This is a genomic window from Nocardiopsis tropica, assembly GCF_042660575.1.
GTDB classification, from domain to species: domain Bacteria; phylum Actinomycetota; class Actinomycetes; order Streptosporangiales; family Streptosporangiaceae; genus Nocardiopsis; species Nocardiopsis tropica.
The window spans coordinates 293,708-316,786 of record NZ_JBHSUF010000008.1 but is presented as its reverse complement, the minus strand read 5'-3'; the positions used below and the strand labels follow the sequence as shown (position 1 = coordinate 316,786).

General features: G+C 71.0%; 31 protein-coding genes and 1 pseudogene. 5 read left to right on the top strand and 27 right to left on the bottom strand.

What is annotated here, in order from left to right; genetic code table 11:
• Positions 1-77: 77 nt before the first annotated feature.
• The 3 genes and pseudogenes from ACFQBR_RS15705 to ACFQBR_RS15695 form a co-directional block, all read left to right on the top strand.
• Positions 78-239 (top strand): annotated as a pseudogene (locus ACFQBR_RS15705) (BldC family transcriptional regulator); the annotation flags it as partial.
• Between the two features lie 134 nt (positions 240-373).
• Positions 374-721: a hypothetical protein gene (locus ACFQBR_RS15700; protein ID WP_344176995.1), complete on the top strand. Its 348-nt coding sequence runs from the start codon at positions 374-376 to the stop codon at positions 719-721.
• 35 nt (positions 722-756) lie between these two features.
• Entirely contained in the window at positions 757-909 is a 153-nt protein-coding gene (locus ACFQBR_RS15695; protein WP_344176993.1) for a hypothetical protein, read from the top strand.
• A gap of 90 nt (positions 910-999) precedes the next feature.
• Here ACFQBR_RS15695 and ACFQBR_RS15690 read toward each other — a convergent pair whose 3' ends face one another.
• Positions 1,000-2,199, bottom strand: a complete 1,200-nt coding sequence (locus ACFQBR_RS15690; protein WP_344176991.1) for a peptidoglycan recognition protein family protein — start codon at positions 2,197-2,199, stop codon at positions 1,000-1,002.
• 3 nt (positions 2,200-2,202) lie between these two features.
• Positions 2,203-2,538, bottom strand: coding sequence for a hypothetical protein (locus ACFQBR_RS15685; protein WP_344176989.1), 336 nt, complete (start codon positions 2,536-2,538; stop codon positions 2,203-2,205).
• 136 nt (positions 2,539-2,674) lie between these two features.
• On the opposite strand from ACFQBR_RS15685, the gene ACFQBR_RS15680 reads away from it, so the two are divergent.
• On the top strand, positions 2,675-3,133 hold the full coding sequence (locus ACFQBR_RS15680) for a hypothetical protein (RefSeq protein WP_344176987.1): 459 nt from the start codon (positions 2,675-2,677) through the stop codon (positions 3,131-3,133).
• Positions 3,134-3,271: 138 nt separating this feature from the next.
• On the opposite strand, the gene ACFQBR_RS15675 is transcribed toward ACFQBR_RS15680, so the two are convergent.
• The 16 genes from ACFQBR_RS15675 to gp17 form a co-directional block, all read right to left on the bottom strand.
• Entirely contained in the window at positions 3,272-3,595 is a 324-nt protein-coding gene (locus ACFQBR_RS15675) for a putative phage holin (RefSeq protein ID WP_344176985.1), read from the bottom strand.
• Entirely contained in the window at positions 3,588-3,821 is a 234-nt protein-coding gene (locus tag ACFQBR_RS15670) for a DUF7620 family protein (RefSeq protein WP_344176983.1), read from the bottom strand. The genes ACFQBR_RS15675 and ACFQBR_RS15670 overlap by 8 nt, the downstream gene beginning before the upstream one ends.
• The gene (locus ACFQBR_RS15665; RefSeq protein ID WP_344176981.1) at positions 3,818-4,135 is read right to left on the bottom strand and encodes a hypothetical protein; all 318 of its coding nucleotides are present in this window, start codon (positions 4,133-4,135) and stop codon (positions 3,818-3,820) included. Before ACFQBR_RS15665 ends, ACFQBR_RS15670 begins: the two co-directional genes overlap by 4 nt.
• A gap of 3 nt (positions 4,136-4,138) precedes the next feature.
• Positions 4,139-5,683 carry an SGNH/GDSL hydrolase family protein gene (locus ACFQBR_RS15660; protein ID WP_344176979.1) on the bottom strand — a complete coding sequence of 515 codons (1,545 nt, stop codon included), beginning with the start codon at positions 5,681-5,683 and terminating at the stop codon, positions 4,139-4,141.
• 14 nt (positions 5,684-5,697) lie between these two features.
• Positions 5,698-6,615, bottom strand: a complete 918-nt coding sequence (locus tag ACFQBR_RS15655; protein ID WP_344176977.1) for a hypothetical protein — start codon at positions 6,613-6,615, stop codon at positions 5,698-5,700.
• A 3-nt stretch (positions 6,616-6,618) separates the two neighbouring features.
• Positions 6,619-7,779 (bottom strand): siphovirus ReqiPepy6 Gp37-like family protein, encoded by a 1,161-nt coding sequence (locus ACFQBR_RS15650; protein ID WP_344176974.1) that lies wholly within the window; start codon positions 7,777-7,779, stop codon positions 6,619-6,621.
• A gap of 4 nt (positions 7,780-7,783) precedes the next feature.
• Positions 7,784-9,013, bottom strand: a complete 1,230-nt coding sequence (locus ACFQBR_RS15645) for a phage tail family protein (protein WP_344176971.1) — start codon at positions 9,011-9,013, stop codon at positions 7,784-7,786.
• Between the two features lie 12 nt (positions 9,014-9,025).
• Positions 9,026-12,820: a phage tail tape measure protein gene (locus tag ACFQBR_RS15640; protein ID WP_344176969.1), complete on the bottom strand. Its 3,795-nt coding sequence runs from the start codon at positions 12,818-12,820 to the stop codon at positions 9,026-9,028.
• Positions 12,821-12,882: 62 nt separating this feature from the next.
• Complete coding sequence (locus ACFQBR_RS15635) at positions 12,883-13,200, bottom strand: hypothetical protein (RefSeq protein WP_344176967.1); 318 nt, start codon at positions 13,198-13,200, stop codon at positions 12,883-12,885.
• Positions 13,201-13,223: 23 nt separating this feature from the next.
• Complete coding sequence (locus tag ACFQBR_RS15630; protein WP_344176965.1) at positions 13,224-13,505, bottom strand: hypothetical protein; 282 nt, start codon at positions 13,503-13,505, stop codon at positions 13,224-13,226.
• Between the two features lie 3 nt (positions 13,506-13,508).
• Positions 13,509-14,102, bottom strand: a complete 594-nt coding sequence (locus tag ACFQBR_RS15625; protein ID WP_344176963.1) for a hypothetical protein — start codon at positions 14,100-14,102, stop codon at positions 13,509-13,511.
• Entirely contained in the window at positions 14,009-14,365 is a 357-nt protein-coding gene (locus ACFQBR_RS15620; RefSeq protein ID WP_344176960.1) for a hypothetical protein, read from the bottom strand. Before ACFQBR_RS15620 ends, ACFQBR_RS15625 begins: the two co-directional genes overlap by 94 nt.
• A gap of 15 nt (positions 14,366-14,380) precedes the next feature.
• On the bottom strand, positions 14,381-14,737 hold the full coding sequence (locus tag ACFQBR_RS15615; protein ID WP_344176957.1) for a hypothetical protein: 357 nt from the start codon (positions 14,735-14,737) through the stop codon (positions 14,381-14,383).
• A gap of 80 nt (positions 14,738-14,817) precedes the next feature.
• A complete protein-coding gene (locus ACFQBR_RS15610) occupies positions 14,818-15,009 on the bottom strand; it encodes a hypothetical protein (protein ID WP_344176955.1) in 192 nt (63 codons plus the stop codon).
• Between the two features lie 2 nt (positions 15,010-15,011).
• Positions 15,012-15,659: a phage tail tube protein gene (locus ACFQBR_RS15605; RefSeq protein ID WP_344176953.1), complete on the bottom strand. Its 648-nt coding sequence runs from the start codon at positions 15,657-15,659 to the stop codon at positions 15,012-15,014.
• Between the two features lie 68 nt (positions 15,660-15,727).
• Positions 15,728-16,105 (bottom strand): tail completion protein gp17, encoded by a 378-nt coding sequence (gene gp17 / locus ACFQBR_RS15600; protein WP_344176951.1) that lies wholly within the window; start codon positions 16,103-16,105, stop codon positions 15,728-15,730.
• 29 nt (positions 16,106-16,134) lie between these two features.
• Between gp17 and ACFQBR_RS15595 the strand changes: the two genes are divergently transcribed.
• Entirely contained in the window at positions 16,135-16,665 is a 531-nt protein-coding gene (locus ACFQBR_RS15595) for a hypothetical protein (RefSeq protein WP_344176949.1), read from the top strand.
• 48 nt (positions 16,666-16,713) lie between these two features.
• Here the strand turns inward: ACFQBR_RS15595 and ACFQBR_RS15590 are convergent, their stop codons facing one another.
• The 9 genes from ACFQBR_RS15590 to ACFQBR_RS15550 form a co-directional block, all read right to left on the bottom strand.
• Positions 16,714-17,037, bottom strand: a complete 324-nt coding sequence (locus ACFQBR_RS15590) for a hypothetical protein (RefSeq protein WP_344176947.1) — start codon at positions 17,035-17,037, stop codon at positions 16,714-16,716.
• Positions 17,034-17,597, bottom strand: a complete 564-nt coding sequence (locus ACFQBR_RS15585; protein ID WP_344176945.1) for a hypothetical protein — start codon at positions 17,595-17,597, stop codon at positions 17,034-17,036. Before ACFQBR_RS15585 ends, ACFQBR_RS15590 begins: the two co-directional genes overlap by 4 nt.
• A gap of 1 nt (position 17,598) precedes the next feature.
• Positions 17,599-17,970, bottom strand: a complete 372-nt coding sequence (locus ACFQBR_RS15580; protein WP_344176943.1) for a hypothetical protein — start codon at positions 17,968-17,970, stop codon at positions 17,599-17,601.
• A gap of 2 nt (positions 17,971-17,972) precedes the next feature.
• Positions 17,973-18,278 (bottom strand): hypothetical protein, encoded by a 306-nt coding sequence (locus tag ACFQBR_RS15575; RefSeq protein ID WP_344176941.1) that lies wholly within the window; start codon positions 18,276-18,278, stop codon positions 17,973-17,975.
• Positions 18,279-18,342: 64 nt separating this feature from the next.
• Positions 18,343-19,608 carry a phage major capsid protein gene (locus tag ACFQBR_RS15570; RefSeq protein WP_344176939.1) on the bottom strand — a complete coding sequence of 422 codons (1,266 nt, stop codon included), beginning with the start codon at positions 19,606-19,608 and terminating at the stop codon, positions 18,343-18,345.
• A 72-nt stretch (positions 19,609-19,680) separates the two neighbouring features.
• Positions 19,681-20,598 carry an HK97 family phage prohead protease gene (locus tag ACFQBR_RS15565; protein WP_344176937.1) on the bottom strand — a complete coding sequence of 306 codons (918 nt, stop codon included), beginning with the start codon at positions 20,596-20,598 and terminating at the stop codon, positions 19,681-19,683.
• Positions 20,599-20,605: 7 nt separating this feature from the next.
• Complete coding sequence (locus ACFQBR_RS15560; RefSeq protein ID WP_344176934.1) at positions 20,606-21,301, bottom strand: hypothetical protein; 696 nt, start codon at positions 21,299-21,301, stop codon at positions 20,606-20,608.
• Positions 21,302-21,306: 5 nt separating this feature from the next.
• Complete coding sequence (locus ACFQBR_RS15555) at positions 21,307-22,692, bottom strand: phage portal protein (RefSeq protein WP_344176932.1); 1,386 nt, start codon at positions 22,690-22,692, stop codon at positions 21,307-21,309.
• Positions 22,692-23,069: a hypothetical protein gene (locus ACFQBR_RS15550; RefSeq protein ID WP_378553661.1), complete on the bottom strand. Its 378-nt coding sequence runs from the start codon at positions 23,067-23,069 to the stop codon at positions 22,692-22,694. The genes ACFQBR_RS15555 and ACFQBR_RS15550 overlap by 1 nt, the downstream gene beginning before the upstream one ends.
• Positions 23,070-23,079: the final 10 nt, after the last annotated feature.

Sequence of the window (23,079 nt, the reverse complement as noted above, 5' to 3'; positions counted from 1 at the left end):
CTCGCCCCCGCCCTGGGCGGAGGCTACCCCCGGCCCCCACCGTGACGGAGACCCGATTGAACTCCTCCCCTACCCTCATGGACTCCGCCGAGGACCTCCTCACCCCTGGAGAGGTCGCCCGCCTGTTCCGCGTGGACCCCAAGACCGTCGCCCGCTGGGAGAAGGACGGCCGCCTGTCCTCGGTCAAGACCCTGGGCGGCCACCGCCGCTACCCCCGCTCCCAGATCACCCACGTCCTGCACGCGGGGACGGGCAGCGGCGAGGTCGTCCGCGCCCTGGAGCAGGTCCACGCCCTCGCACTCGAGGTCGGGGCTGTCGGCGACGCCGGACACATCGCAGCCCTCATCGAAACCCTGCGCACCGGAGAACGCTCATGACCCGACGACAGCTGACCCACCTCACCGACCTGACCTGGGGCATCGAGACCACTGTCGTGAATGGCTACTCAGCTGTCAGCTTCAGTCGACCGTGGGAGAAGGAGAGGCACTTCCTGCGCGTCCTGGACGCCGACCAGGTCCGCGCGGACCTCGAAGCCCTGGAATCGATCGAACAGAATCTCCGACCGGACTGGTACGTGGGCTTCCTCATCCGCACCGACCTCGTGTCCCGCCTGGATGGGATGTGGGCCCAGAACCCCATGGCGAGCGTGGTGGTCCATGCTGACCGGCCGGACAAGCTGGCGGACCGTATCGATGCCGCCCGTGACCAACTCGGCCTGTAAGAGGCCAGTACCGCACCACACCAGAGAGGAACAGCATGGGAGATCCAGACGCCGAGCGAATTGCCACCTCGTTCAAGGAAGTCATCGAGCAGGGAATCGCGGCGGATCGGATCAGGAAGATCCAAGCGAAGATCGACGCGAACAAAGCTCCGGCCGAGGATGAGAAGAAGGCGAAGAAGGACAAGTAGCCCCGGACACACGAAAAGCGCCCGCCTCCTTAACGGAGGCGGGCGCTTGCGTCCGCCCTGATGGGCGACGCGACCCTACAGCGTGCTGCGTCAGACCTTGCCCGAGTTCACCGCCTTCTGCAGCTCGCGGGTCGTCTCGGAGACCGCGCCCGTGTTGAAGGTGACGATCCCCTTCGCCGACACGGCACGGATGGACGGCCAGATACCGTCCACCGCCCGGCCGGTGAGACCGACCCGGCGCTGCACGGCACGGATCGTCTGCGGCCCCAGGATGCCGTCGACCGCCGAACCGGTCAGCCCGCACCGGCGCTGCAGGGCCTTCACGGTGACCGGCCCCCACACCCCGTCGGCCTTCACGCCCAGGACGCGCTGGACCGCCTTCGCGGTGAGGCCGCCCAGACGCCCGTCGACGACGAGCGGGTCCGGTCCCGACGGCTTCGCGGGCGGAGCCGGGGTCGAGGACAGGGCCCGGCGGAGCTCGGCCGCGGACTCGGTGCCGTACACGCCGTCGAGGCTGACGCCCCGGGCACGCTGCAGAGCGCGGACCGCCGCCTCCGTTTCAGCGCCGAAGCCGCCGTCGGCCCCGTGCTTCGGAAGGATGCCGGGCCGCCACTTCAGCAGGGCCTGCTGCAGGCGCAGGACCGGGGTGCCGGTCATCCCCCGCAGCAGCCACGGGGAACCGGTCGGCACCTGGACCCCGGCCACCGACCAGTAGGAGAACTTCGGCGCCGGGGCCGGCGTGTTTCCGCCGCCCCCGGTGGAGCCCCCGCCCCAGTTCCCGGAGCGGACCCGCCCGTACACCGGGCCGCCGGGGCAGGACGTCGAGATCCAGTCGCGGTGCCCGGTCACCGAGGCTCGGACGCTGCGCGCGGCGAGCCAGCCCCCAAGGGCGACGAACGCGGCGAGCTGCGCGGCGTTGGGCTGTTGGCTGCCGCCCAGCATGAACTGGACTCCGATGTGGGAGCTGTTCGCGCCGGGGGCGTGGGCGCCGACCCGGTTGAGGCCGCGGCCGGTGAGGACGATGCCGTGCCAGCAGATCAGGTAGTGGTAGCCGATCCCGGCCCACCCCTGGGCGCGGTGCCCGGCGTGCATCTGCCGTACCTGGGCGCGGCAGTTGGCGTGCGACCCCCAGGTGAGGGGGCCGCCGTTGTAGTGGACGACGCGGCCCGAGCGCGGGCGGCCGGACGTGCCGATCACCGACGGGATGCCCACGGTGGGCGCTGACTCGACGACCAGGCCCATGACGAGCGGCAGGGTCGTGAGCACGGCGAGGAGCTGCATCACGTCCATGGGTCAGTCCTCGCGGATGGTGCCCTCGTCGGGCGGTGTGGCCAGGCGGGGGTCGAACTCGACGTGGTCCTCCGGTGCGGGGTACGCCTCCTGCGCGGCGAACAGGTCCTCGACGCTCTCCGGTGCCCACACCTGCAGGCGCGTGAGGACGCCGCCCGCGAGGATCAGCATGGACTCCACGTAGTGCTCGGTGAGGATGTCCTCGAGCGGCATCCCGTTGGTGAGCCGCCACCCGGTGAGCACCACCACGAGGGCGATGGCCACGTACACGGCCGGGTTGCGGCGGTAGCGCAGCAGGTGGCGGAATCGGCCGTACAGGCCCATCAGGAAATCGGTCATGGTGCCCTCCTTGGGCATGCAAAAGCCCCGGCCGACTGGTCGGGGCTGGCTGTGTTCAGGCGAACGACACACACTGGAGAGTTGCCGTGGGTAGCATTTCAATCACTGATTGTTCGACCGCTCTGGAAAGGCTTCCATGGCTTCTGACGGCATCACCAGCGGTAAGAAGTACTACTTCGTCCAGGACGGCCGGGGGGTGGGCCCCGAAGGGGACTGGGTCAGGCTGTCCAAGCAGGACAACGACAACTGGGTACCGGTCGTCTTCCACCAGTACGACAGCAGTGACGAGTACATCGTCGAGCACACCGGGCCCGACGCATCTGGCCCCGCGTACTGGTCGTGGGATTCCAAGGGCGTCCGCCTCACCAACTACAACGACGCCACCCTCTGGAACACGGTCCCGACCGAGAACGGGATCATGGTGTACGGGTACCAGAACGAGCGTCTCATCCACGCGCCCAAGAGCAGCAAGAGGTGGCTGGAGACCGAGCCTTGGCCCGATGTCACGAGGCCGATCGAGGACTGGATGGTCAGGCATGCCCTGCAAGAGCGCGACAAGGTGGCGCGCTTCGAGTTCAAGCTGATCCCCGTCTGACCGGCCCCTCCGGTTGGCCGTAGGTGCTGGGCTCCCCGACACGGTCGTGCGGGGAGCCCGACCAAGGGCTTCACCTCGCACCGAGGTTGCCTCCGACATTGAGACGCCCCGCACTCAGACGGGTCCGGGCGGGGTGGATCAGGACCGGTGTCGGCCCCTGGAAGAAGAGGTGTCGTGCGCTCGATCTCGGCAGCGCACACGGCGGTGGACAGCCCAGGCGACGGCGATGGTGAGGGCCCCGGCCGAGTACACGGCCAGGCGGATGACCTCGTGGCCCGGGTACTCGCCTGCGACGAGGCGCACGGCGACGAGTGTGAGGATCGCGGTGAGGACCACAAGCCCGCAGACGAACAGGCGACCGCCACTCGAGCGGTGCCACGGTGTGCCGGTGAGGTAGTCGATCAAGAACCCCCAGGTGAGCACTCCGGCGGCGATGGCCACCCAGTTCCCCAGCTCATACATCGCCGCGGCCCCCCTCCAGCAGGTTCATGAACAGGTCCCCGAAGTGGTTGCGGGCCCCGTGCTCGCGGTGCCGTGCGGCAACCTCGCGCACCTCCGGGTCGCGGGCCTGCGCGTCCGCCATCGACGCCTCGGTGTCAGCCCGCATCCGCTGCAGGTCGGTATCGGTGACGGGAGGGGCCGGGGTGCGGTGTCGACGGCATACGCGGAGCAGGCGCTTCCACTTCATCGGTCATCGCCCTCCTCGGGCGGAGGGGGCGGGGTGGCGACCCCGCGCAGCGCGTCCATCGCACTCGCACTGGTCTTGGCGGCCTCGGTGAGCGACGCCGTCTGCCGGGCGAGCAGGTCCCCCCGCGCGCGCTCCGCCTCGTACAGCTCCTTCATCTGCTGGAGCTGGGCGTCCCGCGACGCCACGATCCGGTCGTGCATGGTGGACGAGATGAGACGACCGGTGACCAGCGCGTAGATGCCGTAGGACACCACGGAGATGAGCGCGCCGACCAGGCCGACGTCAGCGAGGGGCACGAGCGCGGTGACGTCCACGCCTCACCTCGGGGCGAGCAGGGCGGCGAGCTGGTCGGCCACATAGGACAGGCCCGTGTCGGACAGGTGGACGGCGTCGGCGTACAGGCCCCAGGACGGGCTCGTAGCCTGGTCCGGGAAGCGGGGCCCGACGGTGAGGTCGGCGACGGACACCATGGGGTCGGTGCGGGCGATGGCGTGCGCCTCGGTGGTGTACGCCGACCAGGGGTGCGCGAAGGGTCCGTCGCCGCGCGCAGCGTGCATCGCCAGGAGGATCGGCGGGTACGGGATCGGCGCGACGGTCGCTGCGCGCAGCGCGCCGATCAGCGCGGACAGGGTCGAGCGGAACGCCGCCGGGTCCGTGCCCGCCCACTGGTCGTTCGCGCCGAGCATGATGACGACCAGGTCCGGGGACAGTGCGCCGATCGCGGACGGCCACCGGGCCGGGGCGGTGGTGCCTCCCACCCATGCGGTGGAGGACCACCCGAAGTGCGCGCACTCGTGCACGACGAGCCCGGCGTCCTCGTCTCCGTCGTACTCGACCACCCCGGCGATGATCTGCTTGAAGGTCGCGTCGACCGCTTCAATGTGCAGCTCGTGGGGGCCGGACGCCCCGAGGTCCACACGGGTAAGCATCCCGTCCTGGGTGGCACCCCCAGTGCTGACCGTGGTCCACGGCCCGCCGTCCACCCGGTACCGGAAGCTCCCGGAGAACTCGCTGCGCCCCCACACGATGTCGGCGGCCGTGCCCTGCAGGGCGTAGGTGAGGGTGTCGGCCGGGGCCGCACCGTCGAGGAACACCGCGTACCGCTTGGGCCCCCACCCGGCGTCCAAGTCCGGTCCCCCGGTGACAGAGGTCGGCCACGTGTAGGAGAGGGTGCCGGTCGACGCCGCGCCGATGAAGCCGCGGCCGCCGCCGGCCACTCCGTCGGTGGGGAACCGGTGCCTCAGCAGGGCCCGCAGGCGGGCAGGCCAGGTGCTGGAGAACGCCGTCGCACCCTGGCCCTCGGTGATGGAGTCGCCCAGGGCCACGATGGTGGCGCGCGCGTAGTGGCGGCCCGCGAGAGCTGCGTGCCACCCCATGAGTCCGGAGGTGGTGCCGTCCGGCCGCCAGGTCGAGGTCGTGGTGTCGTAGGTGAGGACTCCGCCGCCCTTGACGTCGGCGGTCGCCGGGTTCGCTGCGGTGTCCGCCAAGGTCGCGATGCCGGTCCCGTGGGGGTTGAGCGCGGCGGCGTGCCCGGACACCGCAGCTTCGACGACGGTCAGGTCGTCGCCGACGTCGACGGCGACCGCGCGCCGACGCGGCCCGGCGCCGCCGTTCGCGTCCAGGTACACCGACCGGACCCCGTCGGGGCCCAGGAACTCGGGCAGGGCGCCGACCGCGTCGGTGGTCAGCTCTCCGCCCGCGATGACGGTGGACCCGTCCAGGTCGACCAGGTCGACGTACTGGGTTCCGCCGCTCGCAGCGTTCCAACAGGTGACCGGGGTTCCGGGTACCAGGGTGGCGGCGTTGGTCTCGCCCAGGGTGATGACGTAGTCGGCGATGCCGCCGAACCGGTGCCTGACCATCAGCCACCGTCCTTTCAGGGCTTGAGGTAGGTGAGGGTGGCCCGCAGGTAGCGGCCGACCGTGACGGTCGCGGACTGGTGATTGACCCAGATCTCACCGTCGGCGCGCACCTCCAGGCGCGCGGAGGTGCCGCCGGTGAACGCTCCGGGGAAGTACAGGGTCTTCTCCGGGCGCAGCACCGAAGGGATGGCGTTGCACAGCTTCGACCCGTCCGCGTCCGAGGCCGGGAAGTTCAAGCGGACTCGGCGCACGTTGAGGACGAGCTGGACGAGGGAGCCGATCTTGCGGCCGACCTTGCCGCCGGACTCCTCCACCCACGTGTCGAAGCCGACCGGGAGGGCGATGTCGCCGGTGTCCTCGTAGATGAGGCGGCGGGCGGCCCCGTCCCACATGCGCAGGCGTCCGGTGTCGCGCTCGAAGCCCAGCTCGCCGAGCGCGGGGGTGGGGTTGGCGGTGGTCGAGTCGGAGGGCCGCACCCGCGACCCGATGTACAGCTCCTCGCGGGCCACCGTCACCGACGCCGCGCCGGTCGGCACGGTCACCCTCCCCAAGGGGATCTCGTACCGGGTCGCATCACGGACCAGAGCGGGCGCGCCGCCCCCGGCGGTGCCCTGGGAGACGACAGCGCGGACGGTCCACGTCGCCCGATCCAGGGCGAGCACCACCCGGTCCACGCGCGTCTGCCCTGAGCTGTTGGGGGCGATGGCCAGGGGCACGTCGGTGGTTCCCGACGACCAGGCGTGCCCGCGCAGCGACCCGAACTTGTTCGCGCGGACGAGGACCTGCAGACCGGTCCCTGCGAGCACGGCCGCGCTGTCGCCGGGGTCGCCGATCAGCCCGTCGTCGGAGAACCGTGCTGCGAGGATCTCGTACTCGGTGTCCGTGACGTTGCGGGAGTTGTGGGCCGGGGACGGCCACGAGGACTGCGCCATGGTTCACCTGCTCGCTTCCATGCGTCCGAGCCGTCGGCCCAGGTCGCGGATCAGTCGGACGGTCGCCGGGTCAGATGTGGCCTCGGCCGACCCGATGAGGGAGGACACGTACTCCCCCGAGTTCGGGGACGCCTGCAGGTGGATGGAGCGGACCACGTCCGCCACCTCGAGCCCCGTCGGGAGCTCCACCGTCACCCGGTCGCCGAGCCCGAAGTCGCGCCCGGCCTTCAGGTCCTCGGTGTCGACGGTGACGGTGGCCAGCTCGACCGGGGCCGCCCCTGTGGCCAGCTCCTCGCGGCCCGCGCCGGTGAGCTCGCCGTCGGTGTCGGTGGCGATGGAGGACTGGTCGACGAACTTCTCCACCCGCCACCACTCCGCTGCGACGGCCGTCTCGGCGACTTCCACGAACACCCGGGCGGTGTCCTCTCCACCGCCGACGAGGGCGTGGGTCACCGTCGGCGCGGACTGCTTGTACTGGACCGAGCGGAGGTTCCCGAGCCCGGCGGAGAACCGGGCGGTCCGGGTGAGATCGGCCGGCGCGTACACCTCGAACAGGATCTGGCCGCCGACCTGGCGGGTGCGGAACCCGATCTGGCCTCCGTTGAGCGCAGCACGGCGGGCCGCGACCAGCAGTCCCTCGAACCGGGTGGTGATGGTCGTGTTGGTGCCGACCCCGGCGACCGGGGCGAGCGTCAGGTGCGGGATCCGGCGAGCGGTGAGCGCACCGGGCCCGCAGTTCTCGGTGACCAGCTGCCTGATAATGGTCTCGGCGTTGGTGTCGGTGATCGACCTCGAGTCGGTGGCGTGCTGGCTGGCCCACGCCGCGGTGGGGGTCGGCCAGGTGACGTACCCGGCCACCTTCGCGAGATCGTCGGAGAAGTTCACGGTGACCTTGCCCGGGTGGGGCTCGGAGGAGTCGCCCACCGACCACGCGTAGTCCTGCGGCATCTCCATCGGCCCGGCACTCCAGATCGTGCCGTCCCGGATCACCACGAGCCGGTTGCCCGGTTGGAGTTGCGCCATGACCTCGGGGTAGGCGGTGAGCTGGACGCTGCCGCTGGCGGGCTCGTTGAACCTCAGGGTGGAGTCGAGCGCAGCCCATCCGTCGAGGGGGTCGCCCTGCACGGCCAGGTCCTCGTCGGTGATGAGCAGGCTGATCGGCATGGGGTCAGGCCGTTTCGTGTCGGGCGGCGGCCGACAGGTCAACAGCCGACCCGGCCCCGGACCCATCGAGCTGAAAGGTGACGCGGTTCTCCCCGGGCTGCAGCGGCCACAGGTCGGCTCCGGGCCAGTCGAGCGCCCCGACCCAGTTCGCGGTGCCGCCTTGGGTGAGGGTGGCCACGGTGACGGTGCCGCCGGTCAACCCGGTCGGGACGACCACCACCTGGGGGACGTTCGTGCCGAGGTAGCGGCCGACGAACGTCAGGGTGACGGCCGCCGGAAGCGGACCGCCAGTGACGACGACCTCGTCGGGGTCCACAGCGACCAGCGCCTCCAGCGCAGTCCGCACCGTCGCGGCGGTGGCGGTGCGGGGGATGCTCGCCGTGGTCTCTCCGAAGGCGGTGATGGTGATGGTCCCGGCGGTGGCTGCGCCGAGGCTGATGGTCTGCCGCTCGGCGGTGGCCTTGCGGACCCGGGGTGGGTGGGTGGTGACGGTGACCTGTTCGTGGGCGAGCAGGCTCCCGCCGACCTCGGCCGGGTCCAGGGTGAAGGAGCGGCCGGTGTCGGTGTGGGTGAAGGTCACCGCCGTGGCGGGCCCGGTGATCACCCACTCGGGCCAGGCGTCGACGTCGCCGGGGTTGTCCAGGGTGGTCTCGCCGAGGACCTGGGAGGAGGACACCGACGGGAAGGGCTGCAGGAAGTCCTCCCCGACGGCGTGCTCGCGGCGGGCGGTGAGCGGCACCGAGTCCACCCAGTACGGGTCCTCGCACAGCAGGGACAGGATGGCGGTGTCGGAGTGGATGCCGGTGCCCTGCTCGCCCTGGCCCTCGAACCCGGCCGAGTAGCGGACGGCGATGTGGCGTCGGGTGCCGTCGGGGCGGGCGATCTCCAGCCGACCGGGGCCGCGGCGCAGGGTGTCGGTGAACGCGCGGGCGAGGCGTCGCCATCTGCCGATGAACTCGGTGTGGCTGTCGCCGTAGACGTGCAGCGGCCACACCACGGTCCGGGCCTGGGGCTGGGCGTGCCGCAGCCTCACCCCTCCGCGCGGGTGCGCGTCCGTGGTCAGGTCGTACACCGCCGCCCCCAGGCCACTGACGCCGTCGGCGAGCGTGAACCACCCCGACTGGGTGTCGGTGAGCGGCCACACCCGGCCGACGGGGTCGGTGTAGGCGGCGGTGGCGAACCCGACTTCGGGCAACATCGCCCCGGGGTCATGATCGCCCGCGATGATCGGCACAGCGCAGCCTCCCTACCGTGGGCGTCCGACTCGAGCGCGCGCCTCCTGGCGGCGCTGCAGTACCTCGAGGTCCTGCACCGTCATGTCGAGGGTGCGGGGGTAGAGGTTGTAGGTGTCGCCGCGTTCGGCTCCCCGCCCGGCCAGCGTGGACACGTCCGACCACTGCCGGTGCGTCAGCACCGGTTCGGGCTTGCGGGTGCCGTTGAGGAGCGCGGTCACACCGGGCTGGGCGTAGCCCCCCGAGTCGTAGAACGCGGCCCGGCCGCCCCCTCCCCCGCCGCCGCTGCTCCCGGCAGTGGAGTCCCCGGCCACCGGCCGGAACCCGTACGTCGAGGAGTACAGCCGGTCGCGGGCTCCTCGGGCGCCGCGGCCGATGATGACGCCCCGGGACCCCCGGCTCTCGACGTTGACCCCCATCAAGCTTCCGCTCGTGTGGCCGACGCCCGAGTGGGTGATGCCGACCTGGTAGGGGGACGCGAGGTTGCGCACCCACCCTGCCGGTGCCGAGGACCCCTGGAAACCATGCGTTGAGTACCTGCGGAAGTACGGGCCGATGCCCCTGATGACGTTCTCCAGGCTGCCCGTGAAGCCGCTGCAGTCGTAGCCCCTGGGCCCCGCACCGCCCCAGATGTACGGCTTGCCGTGCTGGTTGCGAGCCCAGCTCGCAGCGCGGCGCAGGCGGGTCGACGCGGACTCCAGGCCGGACCATCCGGCAGCGCCCCCGGCGGAGGAGGCGGCGTAGTCGGAGTCGGCCTTGCCGAACCGGTCGAGGATCTTGTCGCGGATCGCGACGACCATCCGGTACGGGATGCCCTCGAAGTCCTGGCCGGTGCCGAAGCGCTCCTTCACCCGGTCGCGGAGGGCGTTGAGGGGCGCGGTGGCCCACTCCTTCACCTTGCCGACGACGGAGTCCCACTTGGAGGAGATCCACTGGCCGACGATGCCGCCGGTCGCGAACCCGTGGAACGGCGGCTGCCCCTGGGCGATGGCGCGCGGGGAGGGGGCCACGCGAGCGCGGCGGTCCTGGGCGTAGCGGCGCAGCGCTGCGACCCCACCCCGGACGCCGACGTTGTTCCACGTGAGGAGTTCGGACCTCAACTCGGGGACACGCATCGCCTCAGAAATAGCAATGCCCTCGCCCTTGCGAGCACGGATCACCTGGTCGTCTCCCTGCCGCCAGGTCGAATACCCTCCGAGGATTCCGCCCTTCGCGAAGCCGCGCGGAAGGTTCATTTCCGAGAGCTTATTAATACCCGGAACCTTCGCCGCTACTTTATTCCATAGGGGTACAATTCCCGCATTGTACACCGTCTGAATTACATACCGCACGGGCCTTTTGGCGACGCTTTCCAGCTTCGACCAGGCTTTATCGACGCCGTCCTTCGCCCGCTCGAACGCGCTGATCACGCGCGAGCGCAGGGTGTCGACCGCGCCGACGACCCGGTCTCGGAGCTGCTGCGCCCGGCCGACCACCAGGTCGCGCAGGGCGGAGGCCACGGCCACGCCCCGGTCTCGGAGCGCAGTCAGGATCGCGACGGCCCGGTCTCGCAGCCCGACCACCCGTGCGACGGTCTGGTCGCGCAGGCCGGTCGCCCGCGCTACGACCCAGTCCCGGGCCTGGGTGAAGAGGGCCACGGCCCGGTCTCGCAGGGCCGTCACCCCTCCGACGACCCTGTCGCGCAGGCTCAGCGTGCGCGAGACGACCCAGGTGACCAGGCCCTGCCAGAGGGCGGACACGGTCGTGCGCAGCCACATCCAGGCGGCCTGTGTGGCGGCCCGGAGCTTGTCCCAGTGCTGGATGATCAGCCCGACCGGGGTGAAGTTCAGGAAGAGCGAGACGAGCCATCCGACGACAGCCAGGACAGACGCCTTGACGAAATTCCACGCTGCGAGCGTGGCCGCCTTGATCTGGTCCCAGTAGCGGATCACCAATCCGATCGCGATTCCGATCGGCCCGGTGATGATCGCGAGCAAAAGCGGCCAATTCGACTTGACCCAATTCCAGACGAACTTGATGGCCGACCAGACCGCATTAAAAGCACCCGTCACGATCGTGCGGAAGGTCTCCGAATTTCGCCACAAAAGCACAATGGCTGCTATGACGGCGATAATCGCGATGACGATGAGCCCTAATGGGTTGGCGCTCATGGCCAAATTCAGGGCCCACTGTGCGGCGGTCCAGATGCCGGTGGCAATGGCGACCGCGCGCTGGACGATGGCCTGCCCGAGGATGGCCGCGCGGGCCACGACGGCGCGGACGGCGATCTTGGTGTACTCGAGCGCGACGAGCGCGAGGGTGCGCAGCAGCCCACCAGCGGCGGCGATCTTCTGGGCGGCGGCGACCGCGAGGATGCGCGCACGGGCCACCCCCGCGCGGAGACCGACCTTGGTGTACTCCGTGCCGACCAGGGCCAGGGTGCGGACGAACCCGGCCATACTGGCGATCTGGCGACCGGCCGCACCGCCGAAGTTGCGCACCGCAGCCCCGGCGCGCGCAGACCGGGACGCGTTCTCGCCCAGGGCGGCCGACCCGCGGATGAGGCCGCCGGTAAACCTCGCGGTTCCGGCGACCGCGCCGATGGCCGCACCGCCGACCCTGCCGATGCCTCCGGCGACGAAGCTGAGCGGCCCGGCGGCGAGCGCCACGGCGGCGATGCCGAGCGCCAGGCGCTGGGTGGCGGGCTCGGCGTCGTTGAACAGGGTGACGGCGTTGCCCAGGGCGGTGACCAGTTCGCCCTGCAGAGACCGCTTGAACACCTCCAGCTCGTGTGCGGGCCCCTGCCGGATGGTCTCACCGACCTGTTCTGCCGCGCCCCCGAACTCACCCAGCTCATCGGCGGCCGTGGACGGATCCATGGCGAACAACGCGGCACCCAGGTCTTCGGCTTGGGTCCCGAACAGAGCGGTGGCGATCTCGGCCTGCTCGACCGGGTCCTGGATGTCGCGGAGCCGGTCCAGGGTGGTGTCCAGGGCTGCGGACGCGGATGCCCCGCCCTCCCCGAACTGGGCGGCCATGTCCGTGGCCGACAGCCCGAGACGATCGAACCCGGACGCGGTCAGGTCGGAGCCGTCGACGGCGCGGATCGAGAATTCCTTGATCGCGTCCGCTGCGATGTCCGCGTCCCGGGCGCCGGCCTGGATGGCTTGGTTCATCAGACCGATGGCGGTACCGCCGTCCAGGCCCGCCTTGCGGAACTGGGTGCCGTACTCGGTGATGACCTGGAGGAAGTCCTCGCCCTGGTCGACCCCGCCCTGGAAACCAGCGGTGAGCAGGTCGAACGCCTCGTCGGCGGACCCCGCGAGGTCGGTGCGCAGCATCTGGGAGACGGCGGTGGTGACCCCGCCCAGGTCCTGGCCGAACACGTTGGCGACGTCGGACGCCTTGGTAGCCATGGACTCGAGCTGGGCGTTGGTGGCGTCGGGCGGGGCCAGCCCGGACTGCACCACGGCGCGGATCGAGTCGGCCGCCTCCTGGAACGTGCCGGTCACGCCGGAGGCGTAGAGGTCTCCGGCGATGCGCCCGTGGCGTTCGGCGACCGGCCCGGTGGTGCCGAGCTGTGCCTGCAGCAGCTTGGAGGCGTTCATCCGGCCGACGGCGTCGGTGATCCCGGCGACGAGCACGGTCCCGGCGACCACTCCGGCGGCGACCGCCCCCGCCTTGATGCGGTCCTTCAGCCCCTCCCCGGCCGCCCGCCCTGCCCGCTCTCCGGCGTCCGCCGCAGGCTGGACGAGCTGCTGGCGGAGCTCATCGCTGATGCCCCGCATGGACGGGATGACCTGGAGGGATGCGTATCCGACGTTGGGCATGGCGAAGCACCCCCCATCCGGTGGTCATGTGGTGAGCGGACAGGGGGTGGGCGGGGGCCTTCTCAGGCGGTGGTGGTGTCCTGCGGGTCGTCCTCAGCGGGCGGCTGGCAGTGGGCGATCCACGCCTTCCACAGCGGCCGGACCTTGTACTGGGGCAGGCCCAGAGCCCGGAACTGCTCGTACTGGTCGCCCAGGGCGACACGCAGGGAACCGGTCATGGCGCGGGTGTCGCCGCCCTCGGTGGCCTCTGTCAGAGCCCAGGCGTCCAGGCCCTGCAGGTGGTCGAGGGTGAAGGACTGGCCGCCCCAGGTGAAGGGGAACGGCTCCAGCGGCATGGGCGGCGGTACTGCGTCGAGGTCGAACGTGGTGTCTGCGGGCATGGGCGGGCCTCACTCTCAGCGGGTTACTCGGCGGTGGCGGTCGGGCGTTCCTCGTTGACATCCAGACCGGTCGACCGGGCGGCCTGGTACAGGTCCTCGCTGCGGTCCCTCGAGGACAGGACAGTGACGGTAGCCGCCTGCCGGTCGGTGGTGTAGGGCCGGTACACGACCCGGTCGCCCTTGTCCACGCGGCCCCGGGCGGCGGCGGCCACCGCCACGGCGGTGCCGTTCATGGCGTCGCGCATCTGCGCAGAGCGCAGGATCTCGGCGATGCCGTCGTGGTCCAGCTCGAAGTCGACGAGCACGGGTTACTCCTTGGGTGGTGGTGTGCGGGTCCGGGCGGCGGTGTACCGCTCGTCGGGGGCAGTCGGAAGTTCGGCCATGGACGGGCGCTGCTCCTCGCGGGCCCGGCCAAGCTCGGCGAGCACGTGTGCCCGCTTGCGCTGGCGGACCTTGCTGCGCACCCGGTCCCGCGCGGTGATCGGCCTCGGCAGCGGCTTGGGCGCCTTGGCCTTGCCACCGGCCGCTCCGTACACGGCGGCGATCAGCTCGCCGAGACGGTCGACCGCCAGGGTGAGCCGCTCCACCGTGGGCGACCACTCGGTGAGCGTCGGCGCGCTCGAGCCGGTGGGCTCCGGGGAGTTCTCCGCCAGCTCGTCGTCGTCGGCCATCGCTGCGGTCAGGTGGGAGGTGCGCGGGAGGTGGTCGATCAGGTTGAGCAGGAACCGCCACCTGCGGGCTGTCCACAGCGCGGCGAGGTCCCAGCCGATCAGGGCGAGGTCGGCCTCGATCTGGTCCCGGTATCGAGTCAGGAGCCAGACGAGGCGGGCCCTTCCCCCCGGTCGCCGTAGTACTGGCTGTAGTGGGCTTCCATGCGGTCGTTGAGGATCTTCATCTTCCACATGGGCATGGGGATCTTCTTGAAGTCCTCGTACTGGTCGCCCAGCAGCGGCTTCAGGGAGCCCTCGATGTCGTGCATGTCGATGAGGACGGCGTCCTGCCAGTCCTCGTCGAAGGGGTCCGACAGGGTGAAGACCTTGCCGCCGAGGCGGACGGCGAACGGCTTGACCTCCCCGCCCTTCTCCAGGGCGTCGAGGTCGAACACGTCCTTGGGCCGGACGGCGGGCTTGGGCCTGGCGGGGCGCTGTGGTGACCGGGCAGCCATGGGCGGGCTCTCCTTCTACTTGGTCTTGGTGGTGCGGGTCCGGCGGGCGGTCGGCCCGGCGGGTTCCTCGCTGGTGGTCGTCGGGGTCTCGTCAGGCGGGGGCGGGGGCTCGACTGCGGCCGGTGCCGCTGCGGGCTGCGTCCCGGTGTCAGCGGCCTCTCCCATCTGGGCGGCCCGGCGCTGCTCGGCGCGCTCCTGCGCCTTCGCCTCCGCGTCGCGGGCGAGCGCCAGGCGCTGGGCGGCGGCCTGGTTGTGGGCGGCGACCTTCTCCAGCTCCAAGCGCGGTATCCAGCCGTGAGCGCGCAGACGCACCTGCACGACCGGATCTTCCGCACACTGGGTCTGGCCCGTGGGCGATACGTACTCCGTCATGGCGTGTCCTCGTGGGTGGCGGGCTGGAGATGGAGGCCGCGACGGCCGGCGCCCGCCCGGCATACCGGCCGCCGCGGCGATCAGGGGGACGGCTCGTCGTCCTCGCAGCCGTCGGTGGTGCAGACCGTGAAGGTCCCGATGGTGGTGACGCCGTCGGTGTGCAGCAACACCAGGTCCGCGCGCACGAGCGCGGGCAGGTGGCAGGAGGTGCACAGCTCGTCGGCGGGGGCGATGTCGCCGACCTCGACGCGCAGGCTCGTGGCGCGGGCCACCTTCAGAACCCCATGGCGCTGAGGAGGCTTTCCCAGCCGGGGCCGCCGAAGAAGAACCGCTCCGAGTAGCCCACGGAGCTGTCCATGTAGGCGGTGAGGGTGACGGGCCAGCCCAACGCCGAGTCGTCGTTGGACTGAAACGCCTGGTCGTCCTTGTCGGTCACGCTGGCCCGGGGCAGGAAGCGGGCGATGTAGATTTCGCCCGCGTCGGCCAGGTCCACGCCGATGGTCAGGACCCGCCAGAACCTCAAGGGCGGCCGGTCGGGCTTGGACACGGCGACCTCGCCGGAGGTCGGGTCAGGGACGACGGCGGTCATGTCCGCGCCCGTGTACAGGCCGATCGTCTGGCGGTTGGTCTCCTGGAGGCCGACCTGCAGGGTGGTGACGTCGGAGGTGATGTCGCGCCGTGTGGGCTCGACCGCACCCCAGGAGGTGATGTCGCTCGAGCTGACGTCGGCGGCGAACTGGGGCCCGTCGTCCGACATCCACCCGAGGTCGTTGTATCCGACCGGGAGGGCGTTGAGGCTCTTGTCCGACCCGGTCAGGGACGCGATGGCGCTGGACGTGGTCGGCGCGATGAACGTCGACCCCTCGAGTGCCTTCCTGATCAGATGGTTCTGGTGGTTACGGAGGGACTCCCATGCAGGCATAGCCCGGCTCCTCTCGTGCGAAATTCCACGTGAAAGCCCCGCAGGTAGCGGGGCGGGCCGGGCGGGCCTTAGCGGCGGGCGCTCACGCGGTACGTGGCGAGCACCCGACAGAGGGTCTGATCGGGGTGGGGGGCGCGGCGCGGTCCGAGCTCGGTGCGGGCCCGGTCGATCAGGCCGACCCCGGGCACGCGGGTCGGGCCGGAGATGAGCCGCTGCTGGACAGCGCGCGCCAGCTCCCACGCCTGCTTGCGGGTACGGCCGAAGCAGTCGACGTCGGCACGGGAGGTGTCGGTGCGCCGGTCGTCGGACCCGCCGATGCGGGTGATCCGGATGAACGGGAGGCGGTCCTGCAGGTCGTCGGGGGTCTCCGACCCGGTCTCGGCGAGGTCGGCGAGCGCGTCCGCGAGCAGGTCCTCAATGTCCGGAAACGGCGGTAGGTCGGCCATGTGGCACCTCCGTCCGCTACGGTGCGGTCATGATGAGTACGTGGCCGTGGTGGGGTGTGCTGCTCCGAGACCTCGGACTGGTTCTGGGTGGTGCCGGAGTCGCCTTGCTCGCGCAGTGGTTGATCCACTGGGCGACGAGCAGGCGGGAGAAGGAAGCCGAGCGCAGAGAGCGCGCACGCGCACGTGCGGAGTTTCAACAGGAGAACCTGATAGCTGCTCAGCTGGCGGCCGAGGAGTTCTACCACGCCATGGTGATATTCACCGCGAAAATTCACAATCTCAACACCAGCGCACTTGGTCTTTCCGCTTTGGACATGGAAGAAGTGCACCTACGGCTGCGGCTCGCTTTGGCGCGGATCGAAGACCAGGAGCTTGTCGTGAAGGTCGACACGTGGCGCAAGGAGTACTTCGCCGATATGACGCGCGCCAGCGGCCAGCCGGAATGGCCCGGCGATGTTGTTTCCAGTGCCCGCGAGAAGCTCACCGACATTTCTCAGCAACTCGGTGCGCAGGCCCGTGAGGCCCTCAGTGACGCGAACATCAACCGTCTGCTTTCCTGATCAGGCACTCCGAAGGGTCACACGGTGCGAGATACGGCTGTGCGCTGGTCAGCCGCGGATCCGGCTCAGTTCCACTTCGGTGTGGTGGGGTCGGCCTCGCTCGTCGGGCCACCGGCCCGGGGCCCCCTCAACCTGGTAGAGGTCGCCGCGCCAGCGCACCTGGTCGGTGGCGGTGATGTCGGCGGCGGGCGGGCCGATCGCGATCCACTCGGCGGTGACGGTGTTGCCGCTGTCGGTGTCCTCCGTGGTGGCCCCGGGCTGGATGTCCCACCCGCTGATGGGTGTCTCGGTGGGGATGCCGGGGAGGGGGTCGCCGTGGCGGTCGGTGCCGGGCCCGCGCACCACTGTCAGGACCTCCCTGCCGAACCTCATGCGAGGCCGCCGTCGGGGAGCCGCCAGACGTCGAGTCGGCGGTCGTCGATGGGGCCGACCAGGGTGCGGATGTCGGCGTAGCTGACGGCCACCTTGTTGACGGTCCGCGACTTGAGGACGCCGGCCGGGTTGTCGGCGACGCGGCCGACCGCGTCGAAGGTGACCGCCTTGATCACGCCGGGGATGGCGTCGGCCGGGTACCCGTGGGTGTAGGTGACGGTGATGCCCTGCAGTCGCCGCGTCCACCGGACCGGGATCGCGCCCTCCACCCGCTTGATGACGCCGTGCCGGTACCGCAGGTACCGGGAGGGGTCGAGCAGACGCCCGTTCTCGATCACCGACGACACGGAGGACAGGTGCAGGGTCGGCAGCAGCAGCTCGGTCACCCCGGTCCCGTCGACGACCGCCTCGACGTCGGTCTCCTGGGTGATGGACCACCCCACCGTGCTGCGGATCTCGTCGGCGATGACGGCCAGGAGAAGGACGAGGCGGTCGTCGTCCAGGCTCTCGTCATCGAGGAAGGTCCGCACCTCGTCGGGGGACGCGAACGGAGCGGCCATGTCAGAGGAGGGTTCCGGTGAGGGCGAAGTCGAACGCGGCGTCGGTGCCCTCGGGGGCGTCCCACTGGGCTCGCACGTACCGGTCCAGGGGCCCGAACGCCTTGTGCTGCACCCCGGCCCCCGTGGCGGCGGCGAACGACGCGACCGTGGCCCACCCTCCGCTACCGGTGCGGGACGTCTGCACAGCGACGGTCAGGGTCGGGGTGGTGCCGGAGGCGGCCGTCACGGTGAGGGTGAGGCGGGCGGTCGCCGCCGCGCCGACCTCGACGGCGGCGGTCTGCCCGGCGTCGGTCACCCCGGTCTGGGGTGTGCCCATCGCGCCGATGCCTTCGGAGTGCACCCAGGTCCCGTCGGACTCGACGTAGCCGCTCATCGTCAGCCGCCCTTCGTGGTGCTCTTAGCGCCGCTGTCCTTGTTCTCCGGGGCGCCGGTCTCGGCCTTGGTGGTGCGGGTGGCGCCGGGCTTGCCCGGGGTGCCTTCCGGGGCCTTGCTGGCCGCCGGGGTGCGCGCGGGCCGCTTGATGACCCGGCCGTGGGCGTCCAGCTCGACAGCCCGGCCCTCCTTGACCAGGTTGGCGGCCGTCTTGTCGTCCTCCAGGTAGTACTCGTGGTGGGCGTCCAGGCTGACGACCTTGCCGCCCTTGACCTTGATGCGGACAGGTTCCGTGACGCGGATCCTCACAGCGATCTCCTCGGGGTCAGGTGGGGCACCCGTGAACGCGGGTGCCCCACCTCGGGTTGCAGGGTCAGAGCTTGTACCAGGCGAACGCCTTGGGGCGGATGACGTCGCCGCCCACGCGGTGGCGGAACAGGAGCCCGATCTTGCCCTCGGTGGCGTACAGCTCAGTGAGGCGGGTGACGGTGATCCGGCGGCGGTCCGCGATCATGTAGCCCTGTCGCAGGTCGCCGAACATGATCGACTTGTCGTTGCCCGCCGCGCTGCCGCCGTCGACGGTGGCCGTCACGGCGGGCAGGCCGTCGACCGTGAACGCGCGGTACCCGAGCAGGGTGGCGGGCTCTTCCAGGGACAGGGACGGCTGCAGCAGGTACCGGCCTTCGCTGTCCTTCAGGAGCGCGATCTTCTCCTCCGCGCTCGTGTGGTAGAGCCAGGCGGCGGTGGCCTTGCGCCGGAACTGCGCGGGCACCTGGAACTGCACCCGCTTCAGCTCGTCGCCGGTGACGGTCTCCCCGACAGCGGAGGCCACACCCTGGGTGATGGTGGTGGCCTGCGCGAGCCCGCGCGGTCGTCCGGTACCGGACCCGTTGGCGAACGCGTCGTCCTCCTGCTCGGCGAGCTTGAGGGTGAGCGCCTGGGTGATGATCGACTCCAGGTCGTCGTCGGCGTCCTCGAGCTGGTCGACGCCGAGCTTGACCAACGCGTTGAGGTCGTGGACCTCGATGGTGTCCTTGTCGGCCGGGTCCTCGGGCAGGCCGTCGGTGGCGGTGGTACCGGTTTCGAGCTTGCCCCACCCGGCGGCGGCCACGGTGATGACGCCGATGTCGAGCTTGTTGGAGGTGGTGGGCTGCACGGTCGCCAGGGAGCGGATGACGCCCTCGCGGGGCAGCTCGCGCAGGATGGTGCCGACCCAGTCGGAGGGCACGAGGACCTGCCCGTCGGCGTCCTCCACCAGGGCGGCCTTGTGCTCGTGGCCCATGTGCTGGCCCTTGCGCACGTACTCCAGGAACGCCTTGGCCTTGGCCTGCTTGCGCTGGCCGTCGGTGGTGTAGATGCCGCCGATCTGGTCGACGGACAGCCCGCCGGCCCCCGTCGCGCCGCCGTTGCCGTCGGCGTTCATGTCGTGCTTGTAATGGGGTGCGGTCAGGTAGTTGTCCAGGTCGGTGAGCTTGGCCTCACGCTCGACCTGGGCCTTGGCCTTGGACGCCTCGCCCAGCAGGGCGTCCATCTTCTGGGCGACCTCGGCGGGCATCTGGGTCTTCTCGGGGAACTCGTCGTTGAGTGCGCGCGCGGCTTCGATGCACTGCGCGGCACGCACCAGCAGGGGGTGGGCCATGGTCGGCCCCTCCTTTCGTGCGCACACGAGACAGGGCCCGCAGGTGGCGGGCCCCTCGTGTGTCGTGTTCGGTTACCGGTCTCCGCGCAGGGCGGCCAGCTCGTCGGCCAGCTCCTCCGCGCGGGTGTGGCGCTGGAGGAAGGTGTCCAGCGCTTCCAGGCGCGCGTCGACGCCCGCGAGCTTCACGGGGTCGGCCGTCGCGTCCGGGTCCCGGCCTGCGAGCACGGCGTCCGCCTTGTGCATGAGGAGCGTGAGCGAGCCCGGATCGGTGTCCGTCTTCAGCTCGGCGCCCCCGTCTGCCCCGGCGTCGGTGTCCAGGTGGGGTGTGGTGGTCTTGGTGACGAGGGTGCCCGGCGCGGTGCCGGGTTCGTCGGTGCTGTCGCTGGGGGCGAGGCCCCCTGCGGGGTTGGGGCTCTGCGCACCCCAGGAAGCGATCAGAGCCTTGAGCTCGACCTCGTCGCCCCCTGCGGCGACCGCTCCGGCGACGACGGTGTCGATGGCTTCGGCGACCGCGCTCTTGACGGTCTGGATGACGGCCTGGGGGTTGGCGGGGAACACCACCGCCGACACCTCCCACAGGCGCACGTCCTCCAGGACGCGAACCCGGTTCTGGCCCCGGGTCTCGTACCGCCACTGCAGCGGCTCGTACCCGATGCTCATCTTGCGGACGTGGCCATCGATCATCTTCTGCCGGATGGCCTGGGAGTCCGCGTCGGTGGCAAACTTGACCTTGATCTTGAGGCCCCGGTTGTCCTCCTCCGCCTCGGTCAGGGTGCCGATGACGTTGCGGACCGAGGCGACGTGGTCGGCGAGGTAGGGCACCTCGCCCTTGACCACACGCGGAAGGGAGTTCTTGAAGGCCCCCTTCTGCATCGTGTCGTACTGCAGGTCGACGTTGCCGAAGGTCGACGCGTAGCCGACCAGGGTGTTCTCGTCCTCGTCGTCGGCGGCCTTCCATTCGACCGGCACGACGAGCGTCTGCCTGTTCATGGTGTCCTCACTCGGTGTCGATCTCCATGGAGCAGTTGCATCCGGCGCGCTCTTGGGTGTCGAGCACGGAGTCGCCCGGCCACCTGGCCCTGTTGGAGAACAGGGCGTCGAGGGCGACGGTCTCGCCGTCCAGGCGGGCGTGGGTGGAGCGCGGGTTGGAGCCGGTCTTCCAGGTCTTGACCATGGGGCGGCCGGTCTGCTGTCCGGCCTCGCGCGTCCCGAACCCGGCCGCGGCGGTCACCTCGGTCTGGGCGATCTGCGGGGCGCGGCGTGTCAGGTAGCCGGTGAACATCTGCGCCACGTCGTCGGCGGCCAGGCCGGCGGTCAGCGCGGTCGCCAGGTCCGCGCGTGTGGAGATGTTGATCCCGGCGGCGACAGCGGCGGCGTGCACGGTCAGCCAGCCGACCGTCATGTCGGCGTCGTAGTCCTCCTCCTCGAACCCGGCGAGCCCGGCCATGATCGAGGTCCCGGCGGCGGTCGCCGCTCCCATGGCGATGGAGAAGATCTCGGGGGTGAGCACCCGGTCCCACCGGGTCAGGGAGAACAGCTCGTCGACGCGGGCTTTGTGGGCTCCGGGCCGCCGGTCCGCCTTCGGGTCGGGCCAGTGGTCGACGACGGTCGTGCGCTGCAGCTCGAAGAAGGCGACCATGCTGCGGGTGGCGTCGCGTAGGTGCCGGGCGGGGACCTTCGGTCGGGCGGCCACTCAGCTCACCCCGGGGGGAGGGCTGCGAGCATCCGCGCCAGGTCGGCGTCGGACAGCGACGCCCCTTCGACGTCTGTGCCGCCGTCCTCCTCGGCGGTGTCCTCTTCCTCCTCGGGCTCCTCGTCGGGGGTGTCCGGGGTGGGGTCGAGGATGCCGCCGCCGGTGGGGGTGCCGTCAGCGAGGGTCGGCACGACTCCGGCCGGGCGCAGGAACACGTCACCACCGTCGACCAGCGGCATGCCGATGGTGCGCCGGAAGTCGTTGACGGTGATGGCCCCGGCCCGGAGCGCGCTGTTGGCGCGCTCCCAGATGGCCTGTTCGCTCTCTTTCAGGGCGAGCACTTCGGAGCGGTCCCAGCGCACCGCCACCCTGCGGGGGGTGGAGTAGGTGGCGTCGTTGATGACGGGCAGCAGAGCGCGGACGATCACGTCGCGGAAGCGGCGCTGCAGCGGGAAGATCGTCTCCTCCCAGAAGCTCGCCCTCGCCTCCTTGTAGTTCGCGAAGGTCGACCGGTCGAGGCCGACCTTGGCTCCGACCAGGATCGGCGGCACGCCGAACACCGAGCAGATGCGCGCCTCCGCGATGGTGCGCAGGTCCGGGAACTCCAGCTTCTCCAGGTCCAGGCCGAGGACCTTGACGTCCATGCCCTGCTGCAGCACAGCCGGTTCGCCGCGGCGACCGCCGCCGAACTTCTGCTTCCACTTCGTGACGAGCCGGTCGGCGACTCCCTCGTCGAGCTTCTGCTGGACGGTGATGACCGTCCCCGGAACCGCCCTGTTCTGCAGCAGGGCCTTGACGAAGTCCGTGGCCTCGTTGTCGAGGGCGACCGCGCGCAGAGCAGGGCGCAGGGGCGGCTGGCCGACGAGCGGGTCGATGGGGTTGGGCAGCCGGAACGCGATCACGTCCGTGCCCAGGTCGACGGTCCCGGCCGTGGTCCAGAACCCGTACCGGACCTGCCCGTTGGGCTGGAGCCAGAACCGCACCAGGTCGGGGCGCAGGGGCCAGAGCTGGACGGGGCGGCCCGCCTGGTCGCGGACGACCTCCCAGAACGCGGTGCCCGCGAGGTAGAGGTGGATGACGGTCAGCTCGAACAGCTCGAACTCCGACAGGATCGGATTCGGGTCGGCCAACAGCGCCCGGAGCGGGTGGTTCTCCTTCGGCTCCCCCAGCCCGTCGGGGCCGTACACGCGCAGGGTCGCTTCCGGCATGGAAGTCGCCAGCTCCATGATGCAGGCGTAGACGAGTTCGTTGCGGCCGAACCCGTGGTTGGCGGCCGACAGGAACCCGGAGGCCGGGTAGAGCGCAGCCCCCGGGCCGAGGCTCAGGGTCGGCGCGAGACCGTCGGCCCCGGCCGCCGCCTTCGTCTCGGAGGGGCCGCTGAGCCACCCCATCAGGCACCCCACCCGGTCAGGAGCGACAGGCCCGCCAGCTCCGCCCCGGCGGTCACCGCACCCGCGCCCGCGCCGACGGCCACACCGACGGCCGCGCCCGCGAGCACTCCGACCCCCAGCGGGAGCAGGAGCGCGCCGACGACCATCGTCGTGACGGCGATCGTCCGGCGCGGCATGGCGCGGGCCCGCGCCCAGGAGCCGCGCACGGCCGCGGCGGCGCCGGCCGCTCGTTCGCGCAGCGCGTCGGCGCGCAGCTCCCCGGACCCGGCGGGGGCGAGCAGCCACACCAGGGCGCCGAGGGTGAGCAGAGCCCACCCGGGGCCGGTGAGAATCCAGACCCCGGCGGCCAGGCAGGCGGTGGCGGCCCATCGGTGCATCGCGTGCTCC

What these genes read in the sequence shown, in the direction of transcription:
- ACFQBR_RS15570 (WP_344176939.1), bottom strand. Translation starts at nt 19,608, where the DNA reads ATGGCCCACCCCCTGCTGGTGCGTGCCGCGCAGTGCATCGAAGCCGCG.
- ACFQBR_RS15695 (WP_344176993.1), top strand. Translation starts at nt 757, where the DNA reads ATGGGAGATCCAGACGCCGAGCGAATTGCCACCTCGTTCAAGGAAGTC.
- ACFQBR_RS15615 (WP_344176957.1), bottom strand. Translation starts at nt 14,737, where the DNA reads ATGACGGAGTACGTATCGCCCACGGGCCAGACCCAGTGTGCGGAAGAT.
- gp17 (WP_344176951.1), bottom strand. Translation starts at nt 16,105, where the DNA reads ATGGCCGACCTACCGCCGTTTCCGGACATTGAGGACCTGCTCGCGGAC.
- ACFQBR_RS15700 (WP_344176995.1), top strand. Translation starts at nt 374, where the DNA reads ATGACCCGACGACAGCTGACCCACCTCACCGACCTGACCTGGGGCATC.
- ACFQBR_RS15620 (WP_344176960.1), bottom strand. Translation starts at nt 14,365, where the DNA reads ATGGCTGCCCGGTCACCACAGCGCCCCGCCAGGCCCAAGCCCGCCGTC.
- ACFQBR_RS15550 (WP_378553661.1), bottom strand. Translation starts at nt 23,069, where the DNA reads ATGCACCGATGGGCCGCCACCGCCTGCCTGGCCGCCGGGGTCTGGATT.
- ACFQBR_RS15670 (WP_344176983.1), bottom strand. Translation starts at nt 3,821, where the DNA reads ATGAAGTGGAAGCGCCTGCTCCGCGTATGCCGTCGACACCGCACCCCG.
- ACFQBR_RS15685 (WP_344176989.1), bottom strand. Translation starts at nt 2,538, where the DNA reads ATGACCGATTTCCTGATGGGCCTGTACGGCCGATTCCGCCACCTGCTG.
- ACFQBR_RS15595 (WP_344176949.1), top strand. Translation starts at nt 16,135, where the DNA reads ATGATGAGTACGTGGCCGTGGTGGGGTGTGCTGCTCCGAGACCTCGGA.
- ACFQBR_RS15565 (WP_344176937.1), bottom strand. Translation starts at nt 20,598, where the DNA reads ATGAACAGGCAGACGCTCGTCGTGCCGGTCGAATGGAAGGCCGCCGAC.
- ACFQBR_RS15555 (WP_344176932.1), bottom strand. Translation starts at nt 22,692, where the DNA reads ATGGGGTGGCTCAGCGGCCCCTCCGAGACGAAGGCGGCGGCCGGGGCC.
- ACFQBR_RS15675 (WP_344176985.1), bottom strand. Translation starts at nt 3,595, where the DNA reads ATGTATGAGCTGGGGAACTGGGTGGCCATCGCCGCCGGAGTGCTCACC.
- ACFQBR_RS15585 (WP_344176945.1), bottom strand. Translation starts at nt 17,597, where the DNA reads ATGGCCGCTCCGTTCGCGTCCCCCGACGAGGTGCGGACCTTCCTCGAT.
- ACFQBR_RS15635 (WP_344176967.1), bottom strand. Translation starts at nt 13,200, where the DNA reads ATGCCCGCAGACACCACGTTCGACCTCGACGCAGTACCGCCGCCCATG.
- ACFQBR_RS15590 (WP_344176947.1), bottom strand. Translation starts at nt 17,037, where the DNA reads ATGAGGTTCGGCAGGGAGGTCCTGACAGTGGTGCGCGGGCCCGGCACC.
- ACFQBR_RS15580 (WP_344176943.1), bottom strand. Translation starts at nt 17,970, where the DNA reads ATGAGCGGCTACGTCGAGTCCGACGGGACCTGGGTGCACTCCGAAGGC.
- ACFQBR_RS15690 (WP_344176991.1), bottom strand. Translation starts at nt 2,199, where the DNA reads ATGGACGTGATGCAGCTCCTCGCCGTGCTCACGACCCTGCCGCTCGTC.
- ACFQBR_RS15660 (WP_344176979.1), bottom strand. Translation starts at nt 5,683, where the DNA reads ATGGTCAGGCACCGGTTCGGCGGCATCGCCGACTACGTCATCACCCTG.
- ACFQBR_RS15680 (WP_344176987.1), top strand. Translation starts at nt 2,675, where the DNA reads ATGGCTTCTGACGGCATCACCAGCGGTAAGAAGTACTACTTCGTCCAG.
- ACFQBR_RS15650 (WP_344176974.1), bottom strand. Translation starts at nt 7,779, where the DNA reads ATGCCGATCAGCCTGCTCATCACCGACGAGGACCTGGCCGTGCAGGGC.
- ACFQBR_RS15640 (WP_344176969.1), bottom strand. Translation starts at nt 12,820, where the DNA reads ATGCCCAACGTCGGATACGCATCCCTCCAGGTCATCCCGTCCATGCGG.
- ACFQBR_RS15655 (WP_344176977.1), bottom strand. Translation starts at nt 6,615, where the DNA reads ATGGCGCAGTCCTCGTGGCCGTCCCCGGCCCACAACTCCCGCAACGTC.
- ACFQBR_RS15605 (WP_344176953.1), bottom strand. Translation starts at nt 15,659, where the DNA reads ATGCCTGCATGGGAGTCCCTCCGTAACCACCAGAACCATCTGATCAGG.